This is a genomic window from Streptomyces sp. NPDC059371 (assembly GCF_042751995.1).
Classification (GTDB): domain Bacteria; phylum Actinomycetota; class Actinomycetes; order Streptomycetales; family Streptomycetaceae; genus Streptomyces.
This window is the reverse complement of record NZ_JBHYXD010000139.1, coordinates 1-18,015: the sequence shown is the minus strand read 5'-3', so window position 1 is coordinate 18,015 and position 18,015 is coordinate 1. Positions and strand designations below refer to the sequence as shown.

The window sequence follows — 18,015 nt, the reverse complement described above, 5'->3', positions numbered from 1 at the left end:
GGAACAGACCGGATGGTCTGTTCCCGCCCCCGTGCCCCTTCAGTTGAGCATCGCCCGTGCCGCGTGGGCCTGTTGGCGGACTCGGGACGCGGTCGGTTCGTCGACCGCCGCCACCACGTCCGCGTAGGCGTCGAGTTCCGCGGCCCCGGTCAGGAAGTCGCCCCGCTGGACGAGGAGTTGGGCCCGCTCGTAACGCAGCCGCGCCGGGTGCGAGGGCAGCAGCAGGGACAGCTCCACCGACCACAGGGCCACGTCGGAACGCTCGGGCCGGGCGGCGGCCCAGGCCCGGATGTTGTTCAGGACGCGCAGGACGACGTCGAGCGGGTCGGCGGGGGCGAGCATCGACGGGTCGAGCGGGGCCCCGGTCGCGCCCGCGACGAGGAGCTGCGCGTCGGAGCCGGTCAGGACGCGCCCGCCGTCGAAGGGGTCGGCGAGCACCTGCTCCTCGGGCGGCCCGAAGCCCACCACGAAGTGACCGGGCAGCGCGACCCCGTACACCGGCGCCCCGGCCCGCCGCGCGACCTCCACCCACACCACCGAGAGCAGGATGGGCAGCCCGCGCCGCCGGCGCAGCACCGCGTGCAGCAGGGAGGATTCGAGCCGCTGGTAGTCGCCCGGTGAGCCCCGGTACCCCAGGCGCCCGCCGAGGAGTTCGGCGAGGGCGGTCGCCCAGGCCCGGGGGCCGCCCGGACGGAAGGGCAGCCGGCCCGCCAGCTCGTCCAGCAGGATCTGCGCCGCGTCCATCCCGGCGTCGTCCAGGGTCCCGTCCGCCGCGGCGCCCACCAGCAGGCACAGCTCCGCCGGATCGGGCCGCTCGGCCCGCGCCTCGCCGGCGAACCGGCGCCGTACCTCATCGGCCCGGCCGGGCTCGGGTGGCTGAGGGGAACGCATAGCCCACTCGTGCCCGGTCACGTCGATCGATACGGCTCGACACCCGCACCGGTGTCGCCGGACGGCCCGCGGTAGTGGTGGTACGCGTGGTGCGGGGCGAATCCCATGCGGGCGTACAGCTCCAGGGCTCCGGAGTTGTCCGCCTCCACCTGGAGCCAGGCCGCCGAGGCGCCCTCCTCCAGTGCCCGGCCGGCCAGGGCGGCCATGACCGCGGTGGCGAGGCCGCGGCGGCGCAGATCCGGATCGACCTCCACGGCGGCGAAACCGGCCCAGCGGCCGTCGACGACGCACCGCCCGATCGCCGCCGGAGGCGTGCCCCCGTCACCGGGAACCGTCGCGAACCACACCGAGGGACCGCCGCCCAGCACCTTGAGGGCCACCTCGCCCACACCCTTGCGCTGATAGCGGCCGAGCCACGCCTCGTCGGCCGTGCGGGAGAGCGTCACCCCGGGTGCCTCCCGGTCCGCGACCGGCGCCAGCGCCCCGGTCCACAGCCCGGCGGTCACCTCGCGCGTCCAGCCCCGTGCCTCCAGCTCCCCGCAGAGGACTTCCTGCGTGCCCTCGGCGCCCGTGGCGGTCTGGATGAAGGCGGGCAGGTCACGAGCCGCGTACCAGTCCCGTACGTACGCGAGCGCACGGTCGAGCGGCACGCCCGGGTCGCCCAGCGGCAGCACGGAGTTGGCGCGCCGGGTGAACCCGCCCGCCGCCCGCAGCTCCCAGCCGCCGAGCCGCTCGCTCTCCACCGGCGGCCAGGCCCGCGCGGCGACGCGCGCCAGCTCCTCGTAGGACGCCGCGGGGCCGCGTCGCCGGGCCGGGGCGGACGGCACGACCTTGGCCGCGACCAGGGAGGATTCCGCGATCCGGACCTGCTCCCCGGTCCGTCGTGTGATCAGCAGCACACCGTCGTCCCATGATGTGAGAACACCGACCGTATCGGTGAACTTCTCCACCGTGTCTCCATCGTCGGTCAGGCGTCGTACCGAGACGCGTTTCCCCACGTCAGCAGCGGTGACGCGGACCTCCAGGCGGCCGGCGGCAGAGAATTCCACAGGTCAGTTCACCCCTCCTGTTCGGATCATGCCCAGGAACGGAGATACTAGGGGCGGGCATCGACTACGCCGCGCTCCCGCGCGCCAGGCGGCGGAGCCTACGACAGGCCCGCCAGCGCCCTATCGAGGAGGAACGACAGCGTGACCTACGTCATCGCGCAGCCTTGTGTCGACGTCAAGGACAAGGCGTGCATCGAGGAGTGCCCGGTCGACTGCATCTACGAGGGCTCCCGGTCCTTGTACATCCACCCGGACGAATGCGTCGACTGCGGAGCCTGTGAGCCGGTGTGCCCGGTCGAGGCGATCTTCTACGAGGACGACACTCCGGAGGAGTGGAAGGACTACTACAAGGCGAACGTCGAGTTCTTCGACGAGCTCGGCTCGCCCGGCGGTGCCAGCAAGCTCGGTCTGATCGAGCGCGACCACCCCTTCGTCGCCGCGCTGCCGCCGCAGAACCAGTAAGCGGCCCGCATGAGCGCCGCCTCGGTCCCGTACGGCCTGATCCTCCGGTCGCTGTACGGGACCGAGGTGTTTGTCGTGCCCGCCCGCGCGCATCCGTGCAGTGGCCCGTGGCCGCGCCTACGGGCCGTACGTACGAGAAAGTGAGCCTGATCCCGTGTCCGCAGTCTCCGACCGGCTTCCCACCTTCCCCTGGGACAAGCTGGAGCCCTTCAAGGCGACCGCCGCAGCTCACCCGGGCGGCATCGTCGACCTGTCCGTCGGCACCCCGGTCGACCCGGTGCCCGAGCTGATCCAGAAAGCTCTGGTCGCGGCCGCGGACTCGCCCGGCTATCCCACGGTGTGGGGCACGCCCGAGCTGCGGGACGCGCTCACGGGCTGGGTGGAGCGGCGGCTCGGCGCGCGGGACGTCACCCACCGTCATGTCCTGCCGGTCGTCGGCTCCAAGGAACTGGTCGCCTGGCTGCCGACCCAGCTCGGCCTCGGTCCCGGCGACAAGGTCGCCCACCCGCGCCTCGCCTACCCGACGTACGAGGTCGGCGCGCGGCTCGCCCGCGCGGAGCACGTGGTCTACGACGACCCGACCGAGCTGGACCCGACGGGCCTGAAGCTGCTGTGGCTGAACTCCCCGTCGAACCCGACCGGCAAGGTGCTGTCCGTCGCGGAGCTCGCCCGGATCGTCGCCTGGGCCCGTGAGCACGGCGTCCTCGTCTTCTCCGACGAGTGCTACATCGAGCTGGGCTGGGAGGCCGACCCGGTCTCGGTGCTGCACCCCGACGTGTGCGGCGGCTCCTACGAGGGGATCGTCTCGGTCCACTCGCTGTCCAAGCGCTCGAACCTGGCCGGCTACCGTGCCGCGTTCCTCGCGGGCGACCCCGCCGTGCTCGGCGAGCTCCTCGCGATCCGCAAGCACGGCGGCATGATGACCTCCGCGCCGACCCAGGCCGCCGTGGTCGCCGCGCTCTCGGACGACACGCACGTCCGGGAGCAGCGCGAGCGCTACGCGGCCCGCCGCACCGCCCTGCGCGAGGCACTCCTGGGTCACGGCTTCCGGATCGAGCACAGCGAGGCGAGCCTCTACCTCTGGGCGACCCGGGACGAGTCCTGCTGGTCCACGGTGGCCCACCTGGCCGAGCTGGGCATCCTGGTGGCCCCCGGCGACTTCTACGGCGAGGCGGGCGAGCGGTTCGTCCGCGTGGCCCTCACCGCCTCGGACGAGCGGGTGGCGGCGGCGGTGGAACGCCTGCGCTGATCGGCCGAGGGGCGGGAGCGCCCGCGCCGACCGGCGAAACGGGGTCCGGGGAAGCGAATCCCCGGACCCCGTCGCCGTACGCCCGACACGACCTAGCCCAGCGGCAGGCCCTTCATCGGGAGCTGTCCCGTCGGCAGGCCGCCCTTGGTCACGGCGTCCGTCGGCAGGCCGCCGCCGGACGCGGCCTTCGCGGTGTCACCGATGAGCCCTCCGGCATGGCCGGCCGCGGCCCCGGCCACCTTCCGCGCGGCGGGCGCCGCCTTCTTGGCGACCTTGGTTCCGGTCTTGCCCGCGGGCGGCAGGGCCTTCTCGACCGCCCCGCCGCCGGTCGTGCCGGCGATCCCGGTGGCGCGGTGCGTGGTTCCGTCGAGCGTGTGACCGACGTTCGCCCCGTCCAGGGCGGTCAGTCCGCCGAGGCCGGGGGTGGGCGGCAGGTCGACGGCCGCACTCGCGGAGCCGGCCGCGCCGACCACGGGCGCCGCTCCGGCCGCGACGAGCAGCGCGACACGGGCGATCCGGCGGGTCAGGGAGAGGGACATGGTGCTCCTTAGACGGAAGGGAACGGGGAAGCGTCCTGCCGGAGCCGATCGGCCGAGTCGATCGGGAGGTGATTTCGATCGGGAGGTGATCGTTCCGGGCTCGGACGCAGTGACTACCGCTCGAAGTCCGCGAAGGTTGCGGTGGCCCGCCGTAAAGAGTTGGCAATGCGTCGCATTATCGGTTGTGGATAAAAACGGGCAAACGATACCCGGCCGAGGGGCGCGTGGAGTCGCCACGGGCCTTTGCCCCCAAGGGTTTTCACACGCCGGGGGTGAGCGCCCGAAAGGGCGCGCACATCGCGGGCCCCCGGAGTCCGCGTCCTCCCCAGGGGTGAGGTCCCGTACTACTGCCCGGTGACGATCCGGACCTCGGCCGCGGTGTCCTCCGCCTCCGCGCCGCTCTTGTCGTCGGGCGTGCGCCACGAGCCCTCCGCGGTCCCCGCGGACCACTCGCGCCCCGCGTACGACACCCGGTCGATGTGCAGGGCCGAGGAGTTGGCGACGGCCCAGTGCGCCAGCTCCCAGCCGCGGCGGAGCTCCGTGGCACCGGAGCCGGACCCCTCGGGCACGGGGACGGTCACGGTCCGGCCGGCGCTCCCCGTGGCGACGGGGGCCGGAGAGGCCGAGGAGGCGGGGGAATCCTTGGAGACCGGGGAATCCGAGGGGACCGCAGACCTCGGGGCGGCCGGTGCCGGTGACGCGGCGGAACCCGCGACGTCCACCGTGGCACCCGCCTCCTGGAACACATCCCGTCCGAAGTCCCGTGCGAGCGCGGCGCGCACCGGCGCCGGGCCGCCCGCCGGGGTCGCCGCCGGGCGCCCCTGACAGGTCAGCGTGGCCGCCGCGCGGCCGGTCAGGGCGGCGGCGAGCAGCGTGGCGTCCGGCTCGTGCTTGGCGTACGCCTGCGGGAAGCCGCTGTGCTGCACCCGCTGCGCCGCGACCGTGAGCGGCAGCCGCGAGTACCCGGGCACCTTGGCCAGGTGCTCGTAGAAGATGCCCGCCGCGTACGTCGGGTCCATGATCTGCTTCTCCGTGCCCCAGCCCTGCGACGGGCGCTGCTGGAACAGGCCGAGGGAGTCCCGGTCGCCGTGCTGGATATTGCGCAGCCCCGACTCCTGGAGCGCCGTCGCGAGGGCGATGGCCACCGCGCGCTCGGGCATACCGCGCGAGGTGCCGATCGCCGAGATCGTCGCCGCGTTCACCGCTTGTTCGGGAGTGAACTCGTACGACGCACCGTCGCCGTTGGCGGAGACGACCTTGCACCGGGGCGCGCCCACGCCGCCCGTGAGGTACTGCACGCCGAGGTAGCCCGCGACCGCGAGCAGGACCACGAGGGCCCCGCCGAAACGCAGGAGGCGACGGCGGCGTCGCCGGACAGGAGTGGGGGACGGCTCAGACACGCGTACAAGGTACTGGAGAGCGCTGTGGGCGAACCCTGGGGCTGTGGACAACGGCGGCGCGGCCGGGGGATACGACCGCATCCGGCCGCTTTCGGTACCCCCGGGCCTGGGGGCGCTAGGGTCGACGCCATGGCCGACACCCCGCTTGACCTCACCCTCGACGCAGCCGAGCTCACCGCGCGGCTCGTCGACTTCCGCTCCGAGAGCGGCGACGAGAAGCCGCTCGCGGACGCCGTCGAGACGGCCCTGCGGGCCCTGCCGCATCTGACGGTCGACCGGTACGGCAACAACGTCGTGGCCCGCACCGACCTGGGCCGCGCCGAGCGGGTCGTCCTGGCCGGTCACATCGACACCGTGCCGATCGCCGGCAACGTGCCCTCCCGCCTCGACGAGAACGGCGTGCTGTGGGGCTGCGGCACCTGTGACATGAAGTCGGGCGTCGCCGTCCAGCTCCGTATCGCGGCCACCGTCCCCGAGCCCAACCGGGACCTCACCTTCGTCTTCTACGACAACGAGGAGGTCGCGGCCGATCTGAACGGGCTGAAGCATGTGGCCGAGGCCCGCCCCGAGTGGCTGCGGGGCGACTTCGCGGTCCTCCTGGAGCCCTCCGACGGACAGGTCGAGGGCGGCTGCCAGGGGACGCTGCGGGTCCTGCTGAAGACCAAGGGCGAACGGGCCCACTCGGCCCGGAGCTGGATGGGCTCGAACGCGATCCACGCGGCCTCCCCGATCCTGGCCGCGCTGGCCGCGTACGAGCCGCGCTACCCGGTGATCGACGGTCTGGAGTACCGCGAGGGCCTGAACGCGGTGAACATCTCCGGAGGGGTCGCCGGCAACGTCATCCCCGACGAGTGCGTCGTCACCGTCAACTTCCGCTACGCGCCCGACCGCACCGAGGAGGAGGCGATCGAGCACGTCCGCGAGGTCTTCGCCGACTGCGGTGTGGCGGAGTTCGTCGTCGACGACCACAGCGGTGCCGCCCTCCCCGGCCTGTCCCACCCGGCGGCCGCCGCGTTCATCGAGGCGGTGGGGGGCACCCCGCAGCCCAAGTACGGCTGGACGGACGTCTCCCGTTTCAGCGGCCTCGGCATCCCGGCGGTCAACTACGGACCAGGCAATCCGCACCTGGCCCACAAGCGGGACGAGCGCGTGGAAACGGCCAAGATCCTCGCGGGCGAACAGCGCCTGCGCGCCTGGCTCACCGCCTGAGGAGCGCCCCGTACCCGTCGGCTGTTCACGGCGGACATGCCCACGTCCCCCCGCCGTAACCAGCGGAGATCTACGCTGGGGCGGAACGACCTTCCCCCGCACCGGTTTCGGCCGGGGCGGGGGAGATCCGTACGCGGAGGGAGTGGACATGGCTACTGGAGACCCGAGGGGCAAGAAGCGGCCACCTGAGGAGCAGCGGCTGGGCCCGGTGCTGCGCAGGCGGGACCAGGTTCAGGCGAGCACCACGGATCAGCGACTGCTGGACGCGGGCGGTCCTTCGGACTGGGTGCACACCGATCCCTGGCGTGTTCTGCGCATCCAGTCGGAGTTCATCGAGGGCTTCGGCACGCTGGCCGAACTCCCGGCCGCGATCAGTGTGTTCGGCTCGGCGCGGACCCCGGTCGGCTCGGCCGAGTACGAGGCGGGTGTCGCTCTCGGCCGCGGCTTGGTGGACGCAGGGTTCGCGGTGATCACCGGTGGCGGACCGGGTGCCATGGAGGCCGCCAACAAGGGCGCCCTTGAGGCGAAGGGCATCTCCGTCGGCCTCGGCATCGAGCTGCCCTTCGAGCAGGGGCTGAACCAGTACGTCGACATCGGCCTGAACTTTCGCTACTTCTTCGTGCGAAAAATGATGTTCGTCAAGTACGCGCAAGGGTTCGTGGTCCTGCCCGGCGGCCTCGGCACCCTCGACGAGCTCTTCGAGGCGCTCACGCTGGTCCAGACCCAGAAGGTCACCCGCTTCCCCATCGTGCTGTTCGGCACGGAGTACTGGGGCGGCCTGGTGGACTGGCTCAGGAACACCCTCGTCGCCCAGGGCAAGGCGGCGGAGAAGGACTTGATGCTGTTCCACGTGACCGACGACGTGGACGAAGCGGTGGCACTGGTGTCGAAGGAGGCCGGCCGCTAGAGGCCGGCCGCTCCGGGCCCGTACGCCCGGGGCACGGCGGGCACGGGAGGGACCGCTTCCATGGTCCCTCCCATGCTCCCCGTCGACCTCTGTCCGCTCAGGCCTGCCGGGCCCATTCGCCCAGGCCCTCCAGGTCCGCCGGGCTCATTCGCCCAGGCCCGCCAGGTCCGCCAGGTCCGCCAGGTCCGCCAGGTCCGCCAGGTCCGTGCCCGGCCCGCTACGCCAGTCCGCGCCGGGCCACCGCCGGCGGCCGGTGCCCGGCGATCGACGCCACCATGTCCAGCACCTGACGGGTCTCCGCGACCTCGTGGACGCGGTACACCTGCGCCCCCAGCCACGCCGAGACCGCGGTCGTCGCCAGGGTCCCGAGGACCCGCTCCTTGACCGGCTTGTCGAGCGTCTCGCCGACGAAGTCCTTGTTGGAGAGCGAGACGAGAACCGGCCACCCGGTGGAGACCATCTCCCCGAGCCGCCGCGTCGCCTCCAGACTGTGCCGGGTGTTCTTCCCGAAGTCGTGTCCGGGATCGATGAGCACCGACTCGCGGGGCACCCCGAGGGCGACCGCGCGCTCCGCGAGGCCGAGCGTGACCCGCAGGATGTCGGCCATCACGTCGTCGTAGGCGATCCGGTGCGGCCGCGTGCGCGGCTCGGACTCTCCGGCGTGCGTGCACACGAGCCCCGCCCCGTACCGGGCGGCCACCTCGGCCAGCCGGGGATCGACCCCGCCCCAGGCGTCGTTGAGCAGGTCGGCGCCGGCCTCGCAGACCGCCTCGCCGACCTCGTGCCGCCAGGTGTCGACGCTGATGACCACATCCGGGAAGCGGCGGCGCACCTCGGCGACGAAGCCGACCGTCCGCCGCGCCTCCTCCTCGGCGGTGACCTCCTCGCCCGGACCGGCCTTGACCCCGCCGATGTCGATGATGGCGGCCCCGTCGGACACCGCCTGCTCCACGCGCGCGAGAGCGGGCTCGTCGCGGAAGGTGGCCCCCTGGTCGTAGAAGGAGTCCGGGGTCCGGTTCACGATCGCCATGATCACCGGCTCGTGCGCCTCGAATTCGCGCCTGCCCAGCCTGAGCATCCCCTGTGACCTCTCCCCGTCAGTCGCACCGATAAGCCGCCTGCGACCTTAACTGTCACACTCGCATGGCACGATCGGAGCCTGACACTTCCAGCGTCAGACTGCTTTCGTCAGCACCAGTACTTTCGCGCCGACGCGACCCGCGCCGGCACCAGAGCGTGGGGACCTCAGCGATGTTCATGTTCTTGTTCCTGGTCGTCGCCCTCGCCGTCGTGGTCGCCGCGGTGACCCTGTCCGTGGTGGGCGGCGGTGAGAGCGCACCCCTTCCCGACGCCGAGCCCGAGCGGCTGCACGATCCGCTGCCGTACGACCGCCCGGTGCACAAGGGTGACGTGGACGCCCTGCGATTCGCCGTCACCGTGCGCGGCTACCGCATGATCGACGTCGACGACGCCCTGGGCCGGCTCGGCGCCGAGATCGGCGAGCGGGACGCCCGGATCGCCGATCTGGAGTCGGCGCTCGCGGGGGCCCGCGCGGCGAGCAGCACCACCTCGCTGCGCAAGCACCCCGAGGACGAGCGGTGAGCGACGCGCTGGCCGGAGCCGACGGACTGCTGCGCTGCCCCTGGGCGCTGTCCACCGAGGACTACGTGGCGTATCACGACGAGGAGTGGGGCAGGCCCGTCCGCGGCGACGACGCCCTCTACGAGCGGCTGTGCCTGGAGGCCTTCCAGTCGGGGCTGTCGTGGATCACCATCCTGCGCCGCCGCCCCGGCTTCCGCGCGGCCTTCGCGGACTTCGAGATCGCCAAGGTCGCGACCTTCACGGAGGCCGACGAGGAGCGCCTGCTCGCCGACCCCGGGATCATCCGCAACGGCGCCAAGATCCGGGCGACCGTCGCCAACGCGCGCGTGCTGGCCGCGTGGGCCCCGGGCGAGCTGGACGAGTTCGTCTGGTCCTTCGCCCCCGACCACACCTCGCGTCCGGCCCCCGAGAAGCTCTCCGACGTACCGGCGGTCACCGACGAGTCGACCGCCCTGTCCAAGGCGCTCAAGAAACGCGGCATCCGCTTCGTGGGCCCGACGACGGCGTACGCCCTGATGCAGGCGTGCGGCCTGGTGAACGACCATCTGGCCGACTGCGCGGTGCGTGACGCCGGCTGACCGTGACGCCCTCGCGGGCGCGGAGGCGTCCGCCGCGGGCCGAACGCGCGGTCCGCGGCGAACCCCCGGAGGTTCAGCGCCCCAGGTACTTGGGCTTCTCCTTGTTCACGAACGCCTGGACCGCGATGGCGTGGTCCTCGGAGGCACCGGCCCGCCCCTGGAGCTCGTCCTCCTTCTCCAGGGTCTCCTCCAGCGAGTGGCCGAGCCCGAAGGCGACGGACTCCTTCAGGGCGGCGTACGCCAGCGTCGGCCCGGAGGCCAGGGCCCGTGCCACCTTCTCCGCCTCGGCCCGCACCTCGCCGGACGGAACCACCCGGTTCGCGATGCCCAGCTCGTACGCCTCCTGGGCGCTGATGCTGCGCGGGAAGAGCAGCAGGTCGGCGGCACGGCTCGGGCCGATCACCCGCGGCAGCGTCCAGGAGATCCCCGAGTCGGCGGTCAGCGCGACACCGGCGAAGGACGTGTTGAAGGCGGCCGTGTCGGCGACGACGCGGTAGTCCGCGGCCAGCGCGAAACCGAACCCGGCCCCGGCCGCGACACCGTTGACCCCGGCCACCACGGGCTTCGCGGCACCGACCAGCGCCCGCACGATGGGGTTGTAGTGCTCGCGGACGGTGCTCATCGTCCCGCCCGACCCCGACTCCCGGTCGGCGGCCAGCAGCCCGATGTGCTCCTTGAGATCCTGGCCGACGCAGAACGCCCGGTCACCGGCCGCGGTCAGCAGGATGGCCCGTACGGCGTCGTCCGCGGCGGCTGCCTGCGCCGCGTCCCGGAAGGCGACCTTGGTCTCGACGTTCATCGCGTTCATCGCCTCGGGGCGGTTCAGTGTGATCGTCGCGAGTCCGTCGCTCACCTCGTAGAGCACGGTGTCGGCCATGGTGGGTCCCTTCCGGGGGTCGCGGCTCGTCGTACCGGCCGGTACGTCCTGTGTCAGATGACAGCATGGCGGAGATCACCGGCGGTGGCGCGGGGCCTCCATGTGACCTGCGTCAAAGAATTTCGCGCCGTGAAGGCCGATGCGGCGGCGCAGTATCGCAGCCACATCGCCGAATTGGGTGGTTTTGCTCAAGCGCGTTGCGCAAGCGATGCCGACTGATGTTGGTCATCGGGTCCTGAGATGCGGGATAATGGCCTGGAAGCAATGTGTTCGATGCCGGTGACGTGTGTCCTATGAGAGGACGTGCGTGCCCTCCGAGGGGGCCGTCGGCGACGATGAGCTGGTTTCAGGAAGGGGAACGAGCATGGCGGCCATGAAGCCGCGGACGGGCGATGGCCCGCTCGAGGTGACCAAGGAGGGGCGGGGCATCGTCATGCGCGTTCCGCTCGAAGGCGGCGGTCGGCTCGTCGTCGAGCTGACCCCTGACGAGGCCGACGCCCTCGGCGATGCCCTCAAGAAGGTCGTCGGCTGACGCGGAACGCGACCCTTACCTCTTTCGGCTTCCCCGGCACCGCACATGGTGCCGGGGAAGTCGTTCTTTCACCGTCGTACGGGACTGCCGGGCCGCCTCGAACGGCGAGAACGGGCAGGTCAGCGCTTGACCGCGCACAGTAGGCCGTCGCCCACCGGCAGCAGTGAGGGCACCAGCTCCTGGCTCTCGCGCACCGCGCGCAGCAGCTCGCGCAGCCGGGTCACCTCGGCCGGCTGCGGCCCCGAGTCCACGGTGCGGCCGTCCGCGAAGACGCCCTCGAAGGCGACGAGCCCGCCCGGGCGCAGCAGACGCAACGATTCAGCGAGGTAGTCCAGGCTCTCCAGCCGGTCGCCGTCGCAGAAGACCAGGTCGTATCCGGCGTCCGCGAGACGGGGCAGGACGTCCAGCGCGCGGCCCGGGATGAAGCGCGCCCGGTTGCTGGCGAACCCGGCGGCGCGGAAGGCCTGGCGGGCGAACTGCTGGCGCTCCGGCTCCGGATCCACGGTGGTCAGTACCCCGTCCGGCCGCATGCCGTGCAGAAGATGAATTCCGGAGACGCCGGTCCCCGTACCGATCTCGGCGACCGCCTTCGCGTCCACTGTGGCGGCGAGCATGCGCAGCGCGGCGCCCGTGCCGGGTGACACCGAGCGCAGGCCGGCCTCGTGGGCCCGGTCCCGGGCCCAGCGCAGCGTCTCGTCCTCGGCGACAAAGGCGTCGGCGAACGCCGCCCAGCTCGTCTGCCGGTTGCCGGTAATGACCCTCTCCTGTCCCCGTGGTTGCCTGGGCGTGACTGTATCCGTTGGTGCTGGGAACCTGCGGATGGGACCGGACGTTTAGAGGGGTGGGAGAACCGAGCGGGGGGAAGTCGATGGGTCGGTACACGGAGCGGGGCCGCGGGCGGACGCCGGCGGCCCCATATGAGCCCGTATCAAATTCCCGTAAAACCGCTTATCCGGAGCTAACGGGCGAGGTGGCTATGGTAGGGGCTCCACTGGACACCACCAGAGCCGACAGGGGAGGTGCGGCTGCGCCTGTGGATCGGGGAGGAGTGCTGCGGCGCCTGCTCAGATCGACCGGTGAGCCGAAATCCGTGACCGACAACGCCGACCAGCTCCCCGTTGCTGCCCCCGCGCAGACCGCGACGTTCACCACCGACGCGGAGGCGCAGGCATGGACTCCGCCCACCTGGGAGGAGATCGTCAGCACCCACAGCGGTCGCGTCTACCGTCTTGCCTACCGCCTCACGGGCAACCAGCACGACGCCGAGGACCTCACCCAGGAAGTCTTCGTCCGCGTCTTCCGCTCGCTGTCGACCTACACGCCCGGCACCTTCGAGGGCTGGCTCCACCGCATCACCACGAACCTCTTCCTCGACATGGTGCGGCGCAAGCAGCGCATCCGCTTCGACGCCCTCGGCGACGACGCGGCCGAGCGGCTGCCCAGCCGCGAACCCTCCCCGCAGCAGGTCTTCAACGACGCGCACTTCGACGCCGACGTCCAGCAGGCGCTGGACACCCTCGCGCCCGAGTTCCGCGCCGCCGTCGTCCTCTGCGACATCGAGGGACTGTCCTACGAGGAGATCGCCGCGACCCTGGGCGTCAAGCTCGGCACGGTCCGTTCCCGGATCCACCGCGGTCGCTCCCAGCTCCGCAAGGCCCTGGCACACCGGTCTCCCGAGGCCCGCGCCGAGCGTCGCTCGTTCGCGGCCCGTGTGCCCGTGCTGGGGGGAGGGGGCGCGACCGCGTGACTGGAACCCGTCCCACCCCTTCCGAGCAGCACCTCGGGGACCGACTTTCCGCCCTGGTGGACGGAGAGCTCGGTCATGAGTCGCGCGACCGCGTCCTGGCCCACCTCGCCACCTGCGCCAAGTGCAAGGCCGAGGCCGACGCCCAGCGCCGACTGAAGAACGTCTTCGCGGAGATGGCCCCGCCGCCGCCCTCCGAGAGCTTCCTCGCCCGCCTCCAGGGACTCCCCGGGGGAGGCGACGCCGACAGCCCGCGACTGAACGGCGGCAGCTTCGGCGGCGGACTGCCCGGCGGCTCCACGGGCTCCGGGCTGCCCGGAGCCTTCGGAATGCGGGGCGGGACCTTCGGGTACGTGCCGGCCGGACCGCACGCCGATGTACTGCCTCCCGCTCCGGGGCGCGGCTTCCGCATCCATGACGTCAGCCGCCACGAGGCCGACCGCTCCGCCTCGCGCGGGCTGCGGTTCGCCTTCGTCGCCGCGGGCGCGGTGTCGCTCGCGGCCGTCGCACTCGGCGGAGTGACCACCGGCATGCCCGGGGACACGGACGCGCGCGGAGGGGCCGGCGCCGGGAGCAATGTCACGCCGTCCCGGTCCCAGGGCACGGGGGCGACCTCGACTCCCGAGTCGCAGCGCCGCCGGTCCACCGGACCGCTGCTCGCCCAGGGCGAGCGGTCGCTCGGCAACGGCCCGGTGGCGCCGACCTCGGTGTCCGCCCCGCTGCTGCCCGGAGTTCCCGCTCCGGCGGGCCGCGGCCAGGACGCCGTGCACACGCTGACGACACCGGTGGTCGCCGGTGCCGCCGCGATGTCCCCGCTCATACGTCCCCTCACCGACGTCCAGCCGTTCACACCGACCCCGGCTCCGGGCCTGCTCGCCGCCCCCGCCGCGACACCGTCCACCACTTCGTCCCCGTCCTCCACCCCTCGTAACGCCCGCTGACACCGCCCTCTGCGCGTCGGCCCGGGAACCTGGTTGAATCCGGGGTGGGCCGCGTCCGCGGGAGGGATCACGGACGCGGAGGCGACAAGTCTGTGGTGGCCGTCGGCGCGCTGTGCCGCGGGCCGGGTGTGGGGAGAGCATGAACGAGGGCAGGCCCACGAAGACGAAGTGGTGGAGTCGACCCCGGCCCGAGGCCGAGGAGAGAGACACCGCACCGGCTCACCCCACGGAACCGGATCCCACCCACCCCGCCGCCGCCCGGGCGACCGCGGACGCCGCGGAACCGGCCGCGCCCGAACCGCACCCGGGAGACACCCGCGAGGGCGACACCGGCGCTGCGCCGGGCACGTCCGCGACGCGGCCGCACCCGGGAGACACCCGCGAGGGCGACACCGGCGGCGACTACGAACTGGAACGGCCCGCGCGCGTTCCCGTCCCCGCCCAACCAGGGCCTCCCGCCGTCCCCGCCCCCGCGTACCGAGCCGACGCGCAGGCCGGGACCGAGGGCGCCCCCAGGGCCGCCGTTCAGGCCGGTGCCGGGACCGAGGGCGGCGGTGACGCTGCCGCCGACACCGTCGCCGACACCACTGGCGACGGCAACAACGGGGGCGACGCCGACCGTGACGCCGCTGGCGGCGCCGACGACGGCAACATCGGCGACGGGGACCGTGACGCCGCTGCCGCTGCCGCTGCCGCTGCCGCTGCCGCCGGTCACGCCGACGGCGCCCGTGCCGGCAACACCGGCGGCGACGCCGAGTGTGCCTGCGGCGCCGGTGGTCACGGCGAGGGCGGCGACGGTGGAGACTTCGAGCTTCAGCGGCCCGCCGCGCCCCTGCACGCGCCCGACCCCTACGGCACGCCGCCCTACGGCCGCCCCGGCCCCTGGGCGCCCGCCCCGCCGGTCCAGCACCCCGCCGGACCCACGGCCCCTCCCGCCCCGGTCGCCTCCGACGCCCCGGTCGCCTCCGACGCGCCGGCCGAGACCGTCGAGCCGGCCGAGGCGGCCACCCCCGATCCCTGGCGGAACTACGACCCCTGGGCCGTCACCTCCGGCTCCCCGCAGGAGCACGGCCACCTCCAGCACAGCGGACCCTTCCAGCAGAACGGCGTCGCCGTGCCCACCGTGGCGCAGCGGCGCGGGAGGGCGAGGAAGTCCCTGGCCCTCGCCGCCGTCGTGCTCGCGCTGGTGTCCGGCGGCGTGGGCGGCGCCGTGGGGGCCTATCTGGAGCGGAACGGGGGACTGACGGACGTCGAGCTGCCGCAGGCCGCCAAGGAGGCCCCGGGGCGCGCCCCGGACAGCGTCGCCGGGATCGCGGCCCACGCGCTGCCCAGCGTCGTCACCCTGCATGTGCACGGCAGCGAGGAGGACGGCACCGGAACCGGCTTCGTGCTCGACGGCGAGGGACACATCCTCACCAACAACCACGTGATCGACCCCGCCGGCAACAACGGCACGATCACCGTGACGTTCAGCGGCGGCCAGACCGCGAAGGCCCGGGTCGTCGGACACGACAGCGGCTACGACCTCGCCGTGGTCAAGGTCTCCGGAGTCGGTGGTCTGGCCCCGATAGCGCTGGGCAACTCCGACAGCGTCCAGGTCGGCGACCCCGTCGTCGCCATCGGCGCGCCCTTCGACCTCGCCAACACGGTCACCTCCGGGATCATCAGCGCCAAGGACCGGCCCATCACGGCGGGCGGCGAGAAGGGCGACGGCAGCGACGTCTCGTACGTGGACGCCCTCCAGACCGACGCGCCGATCAACCCGGGCAACTCGGGCGGGCCGCTGCTCGACTCCCGCGCCCGTGTCATCGGCATCAACAGCGCCATCCGTTCCGCCGACAGCGGCTCCGACCTGGGGACCGGTCAGGCCGGTTCGATAGGGCTCGGCTTCGCCATCCCCGTGAACCAGGCCAAGCGCGTCGCCGAGGAGCTCATCAACACCGGCAAGGCCACCCACCCTGTGATCGGTGTCACTCTCGACATGAACTACACGGGCGACGGAGCACGGGTCGGCACCAAGGCCGCCGGGGGCGGTGCTCCCGTCACGGTCGGCGGTCCCGGCGCCAAGGCGGGCATCAAGGCCGGTGACGTCATCACCGAGGTCGACGGCACGCGGGTCCACTCCGGTGAGGAACTCATCGTGAAGACCCGCGCCCACCGGCCCGGAGACCACCTCCGGCTGACCGTCAGGCGGGGCGGCGCGGACCGGACGATCACCCTGGTCCTCGGTTCGGCGGACGGCGGCTGAGGGGTGCCGGCGTCCGGACCGGCGAGTGACACGAACCTCACAGTCGAGCACGACGTCCCAGCTCCGGACGGCAAACATCGAGGAAAACCCGCGGTGCACCCGAAGGCGGAAGCCCCTGGACAGTTCCGGACGGACGGGATCGACGGGTACGGTTGGATGCGGCCCGGACCACGGAAGACTCCCGAGGGCCGAGGACCGAGGTCATCGCGAGGAGCTACAGGTGTTCAATGACGTAGGACCGCTTGAGCTGGTGACGCTCGTCGTCCTGGCCGTGCTCGTCTTCGGTCCCGACAAGCTCCCGAAGATGATTCAGGACGTCTCGCGCACGATCCGCAAGATCCGCGAGTTCTCGGAGAGCGCCAAGGCGGACATCCGCGACGAACTGGGCCCGGAGTTCAAGGACTTCGAGTTCGAGGATCTCAACCCCAAGACGTTCATACGCAAGCAGCTCGACAACGACGAGCTGGGGCTCAAGGAGATCCGCAACGGCTTCGACCTGAAGAAGGAGATGGCCGAGGTCACGGACGCGGTGCACAGCAACGAGTCCGGCTCCTCGGCGTCCGGCGGCTCCGTCGACATGACGAAGACCTCCGGCGGCTCCGTCGACATGACGAAGAAGCGCGAGAAGCTCGACGGCGACGAGCGCCCGCCGTACGACGCCGACGCCACCTGATCCCTTTACGACGACGTCCGATCCCCGTACGGCACCGTCTGATCCGTACGGAGTACCGCGGAGCGGCCCGTCGCACGGGAGCGCCCGCGGCCGGGCAGCCAGGACCCTCTCGGGGCGCGGAGCCCTGCTCCGAGACGGGCGGACTCGGCCCCGGACCGCCTCCCTCCGCAGGCCGCGGACAGGCCCCGCGCGGTCCGAATACGCCGTTCGCGCGCCTTACGCGCCGGGCGCTTTCGACGCTGGCCCGAGCAGGGTGGCTATGCTGCCCAGTTGTTGTGCGGACCGACAAGGTCGCCCGAGGGGGGTGGGCCGCCCGGTCCGACGAGAGCGAGGAGGCGTCCGGCAATGGAGACGACAAGTCGGGTAGGCGCGCAAGCGCCGGCCGCGGAGGGTGGCCAACAGGTCCCCACCGCCCGGCGTACGGTCGACGGCTACCTGCTGGCGCCCTTCCCCTGGTACGGCCTCGACGAGGCCTTCACGGGGCAGCGCTGGCTGATGCAGGTGGGCACCTCCGCGGACGGCATGGTCGAGCACGGTTCCGTCGGACACGGGGACGAGCCTTCCGTGCGCCCCGAGCCCGGCGAGGACAAGGAACGGTTCGCGGTGGTGGTCACCGTCGCCGCCAGCCCCGTACGGCGCAGCGCGGACGGCACGGGACTGCTGGAGGCCACCTCGGTGTCCTCGGCGGCCTGGCTGGCCGGTGTGGGGCTGCTGTCCTTCACCTGGCCCGGCCAGATGGACCACAGCCTGCGCGACGACTGGCTGGACCAGCAGACCGAGACCGCGTGGGTGCTGGCCGACGACCTGGACGGCTCGGAATGGTCGACCCTGTCGCTGCCCGTGGACGGCGTTCCCACGCCCTTCCACTACCGCGAGTCCGAGTTCGGCTGGGTCCTCGCGGGTTCCACCCAGGAAGGCGTTCACGTGGGCGCGTACGGGCGGGGGATGAGCGCGTACGGGCTCGGCTTCGCGGTGATCAAGGACATCGGGTCCTACGCCCAGTAAATCGGTTCCTGCGTCAAGGAAATCGGTTCCTGTACGAAGGAGGGGGGGGGGGTGGCCCCGCAGCGGGCCCCCCCCCCCGCGCCGCACAAAACCACCCCACCACCGAACC

Annotated in this window: 19 protein-coding genes; 12 read left to right on the top strand and 7 right to left on the bottom strand. The window is 72.5% G+C overall.

What is annotated here, in order from left to right; all coding sequences use genetic code 11:
* Positions 1–39: 39 nt before the first annotated feature.
* A complete protein-coding gene (locus tag ACFXGX_RS40315) occupies positions 40–891 on the bottom strand; it encodes a tetratricopeptide repeat protein (protein ID WP_384802473.1) in 852 nt (283 codons plus the stop codon).
* 17 nt (positions 892–908) lie between these two features.
* The gene (locus tag ACFXGX_RS40310; protein WP_384802470.1) at positions 909–1,940 is read right to left on the bottom strand and encodes a GNAT family N-acetyltransferase; all 1,032 of its coding nucleotides are present in this window, start codon (positions 1,938–1,940) and stop codon (positions 909–911) included.
* Positions 1,941–2,081: 141 nt separating this feature from the next.
* On the opposite strand from ACFXGX_RS40310, the gene fdxA reads away from it, so the two are divergent.
* A complete protein-coding gene (gene fdxA, locus ACFXGX_RS40305; RefSeq protein ID WP_019058397.1) occupies positions 2,082–2,402 on the top strand; it encodes a ferredoxin in 321 nt (106 codons plus the stop codon).
* A 154-nt stretch (positions 2,403–2,556) separates the two neighbouring features.
* Positions 2,557–3,651, top strand: a complete 1,095-nt coding sequence (locus ACFXGX_RS40300; RefSeq protein WP_384802467.1) for a bifunctional succinyldiaminopimelate transaminase/glutamate-prephenate aminotransferase — start codon at positions 2,557–2,559, stop codon at positions 3,649–3,651.
* Between the two features lie 92 nt (positions 3,652–3,743).
* On the opposite strand, the gene ACFXGX_RS40295 is transcribed toward ACFXGX_RS40300, so the two are convergent.
* Together ACFXGX_RS40295 and ACFXGX_RS40290 are read right to left on the bottom strand one after the other, a co-directional pair.
* On the bottom strand, positions 3,744–4,190 hold the full coding sequence (locus ACFXGX_RS40295; protein ID WP_384802464.1) for an ATP-binding protein: 447 nt from the start codon (positions 4,188–4,190) through the stop codon (positions 3,744–3,746).
* A 344-nt stretch (positions 4,191–4,534) separates the two neighbouring features.
* On the bottom strand, positions 4,535–5,590 hold the full coding sequence (locus ACFXGX_RS40290) for a heavy metal transporter (protein ID WP_384802461.1): 1,056 nt from the start codon (positions 5,588–5,590) through the stop codon (positions 4,535–4,537).
* Between the two features lie 129 nt (positions 5,591–5,719).
* On the opposite strand from ACFXGX_RS40290, the gene dapE reads away from it, so the two are divergent.
* Positions 5,720–6,799 (top strand): succinyl-diaminopimelate desuccinylase, encoded by a 1,080-nt coding sequence (gene dapE, locus ACFXGX_RS40285; protein WP_384802458.1) that lies wholly within the window; start codon positions 5,720–5,722, stop codon positions 6,797–6,799.
* A 148-nt stretch (positions 6,800–6,947) separates the two neighbouring features.
* Entirely contained in the window at positions 6,948–7,706 is a 759-nt protein-coding gene (locus ACFXGX_RS40280) for a TIGR00730 family Rossman fold protein (protein ID WP_384802455.1), read from the top strand.
* 217 nt (positions 7,707–7,923) lie between these two features.
* Here the strand turns inward: ACFXGX_RS40280 and folP are convergent, their stop codons facing one another.
* A complete protein-coding gene (gene folP, locus ACFXGX_RS40275) occupies positions 7,924–8,784 on the bottom strand; it encodes a dihydropteroate synthase (RefSeq protein WP_384802453.1) in 861 nt (286 codons plus the stop codon).
* 173 nt (positions 8,785–8,957) lie between these two features.
* On the opposite strand from folP, the gene ACFXGX_RS40270 reads away from it, so the two are divergent.
* Complete coding sequence (locus ACFXGX_RS40270; protein WP_384802450.1) at positions 8,958–9,308, top strand: DivIVA domain-containing protein; 351 nt, start codon at positions 8,958–8,960, stop codon at positions 9,306–9,308.
* Entirely contained in the window at positions 9,305–9,886 is a 582-nt protein-coding gene (locus tag ACFXGX_RS40265) for a DNA-3-methyladenine glycosylase I (RefSeq protein WP_384802447.1), read from the top strand. The genes ACFXGX_RS40270 and ACFXGX_RS40265 overlap by 4 nt, the downstream gene beginning before the upstream one ends.
* 73 nt (positions 9,887–9,959) lie before the next feature.
* Here ACFXGX_RS40265 and ACFXGX_RS40260 read toward each other — a convergent pair whose 3' ends face one another.
* Positions 9,960–10,763, bottom strand: a complete 804-nt coding sequence (locus tag ACFXGX_RS40260) for an enoyl-CoA hydratase/isomerase family protein (protein WP_384802444.1) — start codon at positions 10,761–10,763, stop codon at positions 9,960–9,962.
* Positions 10,764–11,127: 364 nt separating this feature from the next.
* On the opposite strand from ACFXGX_RS40260, the gene ACFXGX_RS40255 reads away from it, so the two are divergent.
* Entirely contained in the window at positions 11,128–11,295 is a 168-nt protein-coding gene (locus ACFXGX_RS40255) for a DUF3117 domain-containing protein (protein ID WP_003966491.1), read from the top strand.
* Between the two features lie 119 nt (positions 11,296–11,414).
* Here the strand turns inward: ACFXGX_RS40255 and ACFXGX_RS40250 are convergent, their stop codons facing one another.
* The gene (locus ACFXGX_RS40250) at positions 11,415–12,116 is read right to left on the bottom strand and encodes an O-methyltransferase (protein ID WP_384802479.1); all 702 of its coding nucleotides are present in this window, start codon (positions 12,114–12,116) and stop codon (positions 11,415–11,417) included.
* 227 nt (positions 12,117–12,343) lie between these two features.
* Between ACFXGX_RS40250 and sigE the strand changes: the two genes are divergently transcribed.
* From sigE to ACFXGX_RS40225, 5 genes are all read left to right on the top strand, one after another.
* Entirely contained in the window at positions 12,344–13,042 is a 699-nt protein-coding gene (sigE, locus tag ACFXGX_RS40245; RefSeq protein ID WP_361688844.1) for an RNA polymerase sigma factor SigE, read from the top strand.
* Positions 13,039–13,980, top strand: a complete 942-nt coding sequence (locus tag ACFXGX_RS40240; RefSeq protein WP_384802441.1) for an anti-sigma factor family protein — start codon at positions 13,039–13,041, stop codon at positions 13,978–13,980. The genes sigE and ACFXGX_RS40240 overlap by 4 nt, the downstream gene beginning before the upstream one ends.
* A 652-nt stretch (positions 13,981–14,632) precedes the next feature.
* Positions 14,633–16,228 (top strand): trypsin-like peptidase domain-containing protein, encoded by a 1,596-nt coding sequence (locus ACFXGX_RS40235; protein WP_384802476.1) that lies wholly within the window; start codon positions 14,633–14,635, stop codon positions 16,226–16,228.
* Positions 16,229–16,448: 220 nt separating this feature from the next.
* The gene (locus ACFXGX_RS40230) at positions 16,449–16,901 is read left to right on the top strand and encodes a sec-independent translocase (protein ID WP_384802438.1); all 453 of its coding nucleotides are present in this window, start codon (positions 16,449–16,451) and stop codon (positions 16,899–16,901) included.
* Between the two features lie 345 nt (positions 16,902–17,246).
* Entirely contained in the window at positions 17,247–17,906 is a 660-nt protein-coding gene (locus ACFXGX_RS40225; protein WP_384802435.1) for a hypothetical protein, read from the top strand.
* Positions 17,907–18,015 lie beyond the last annotated feature (109 nt).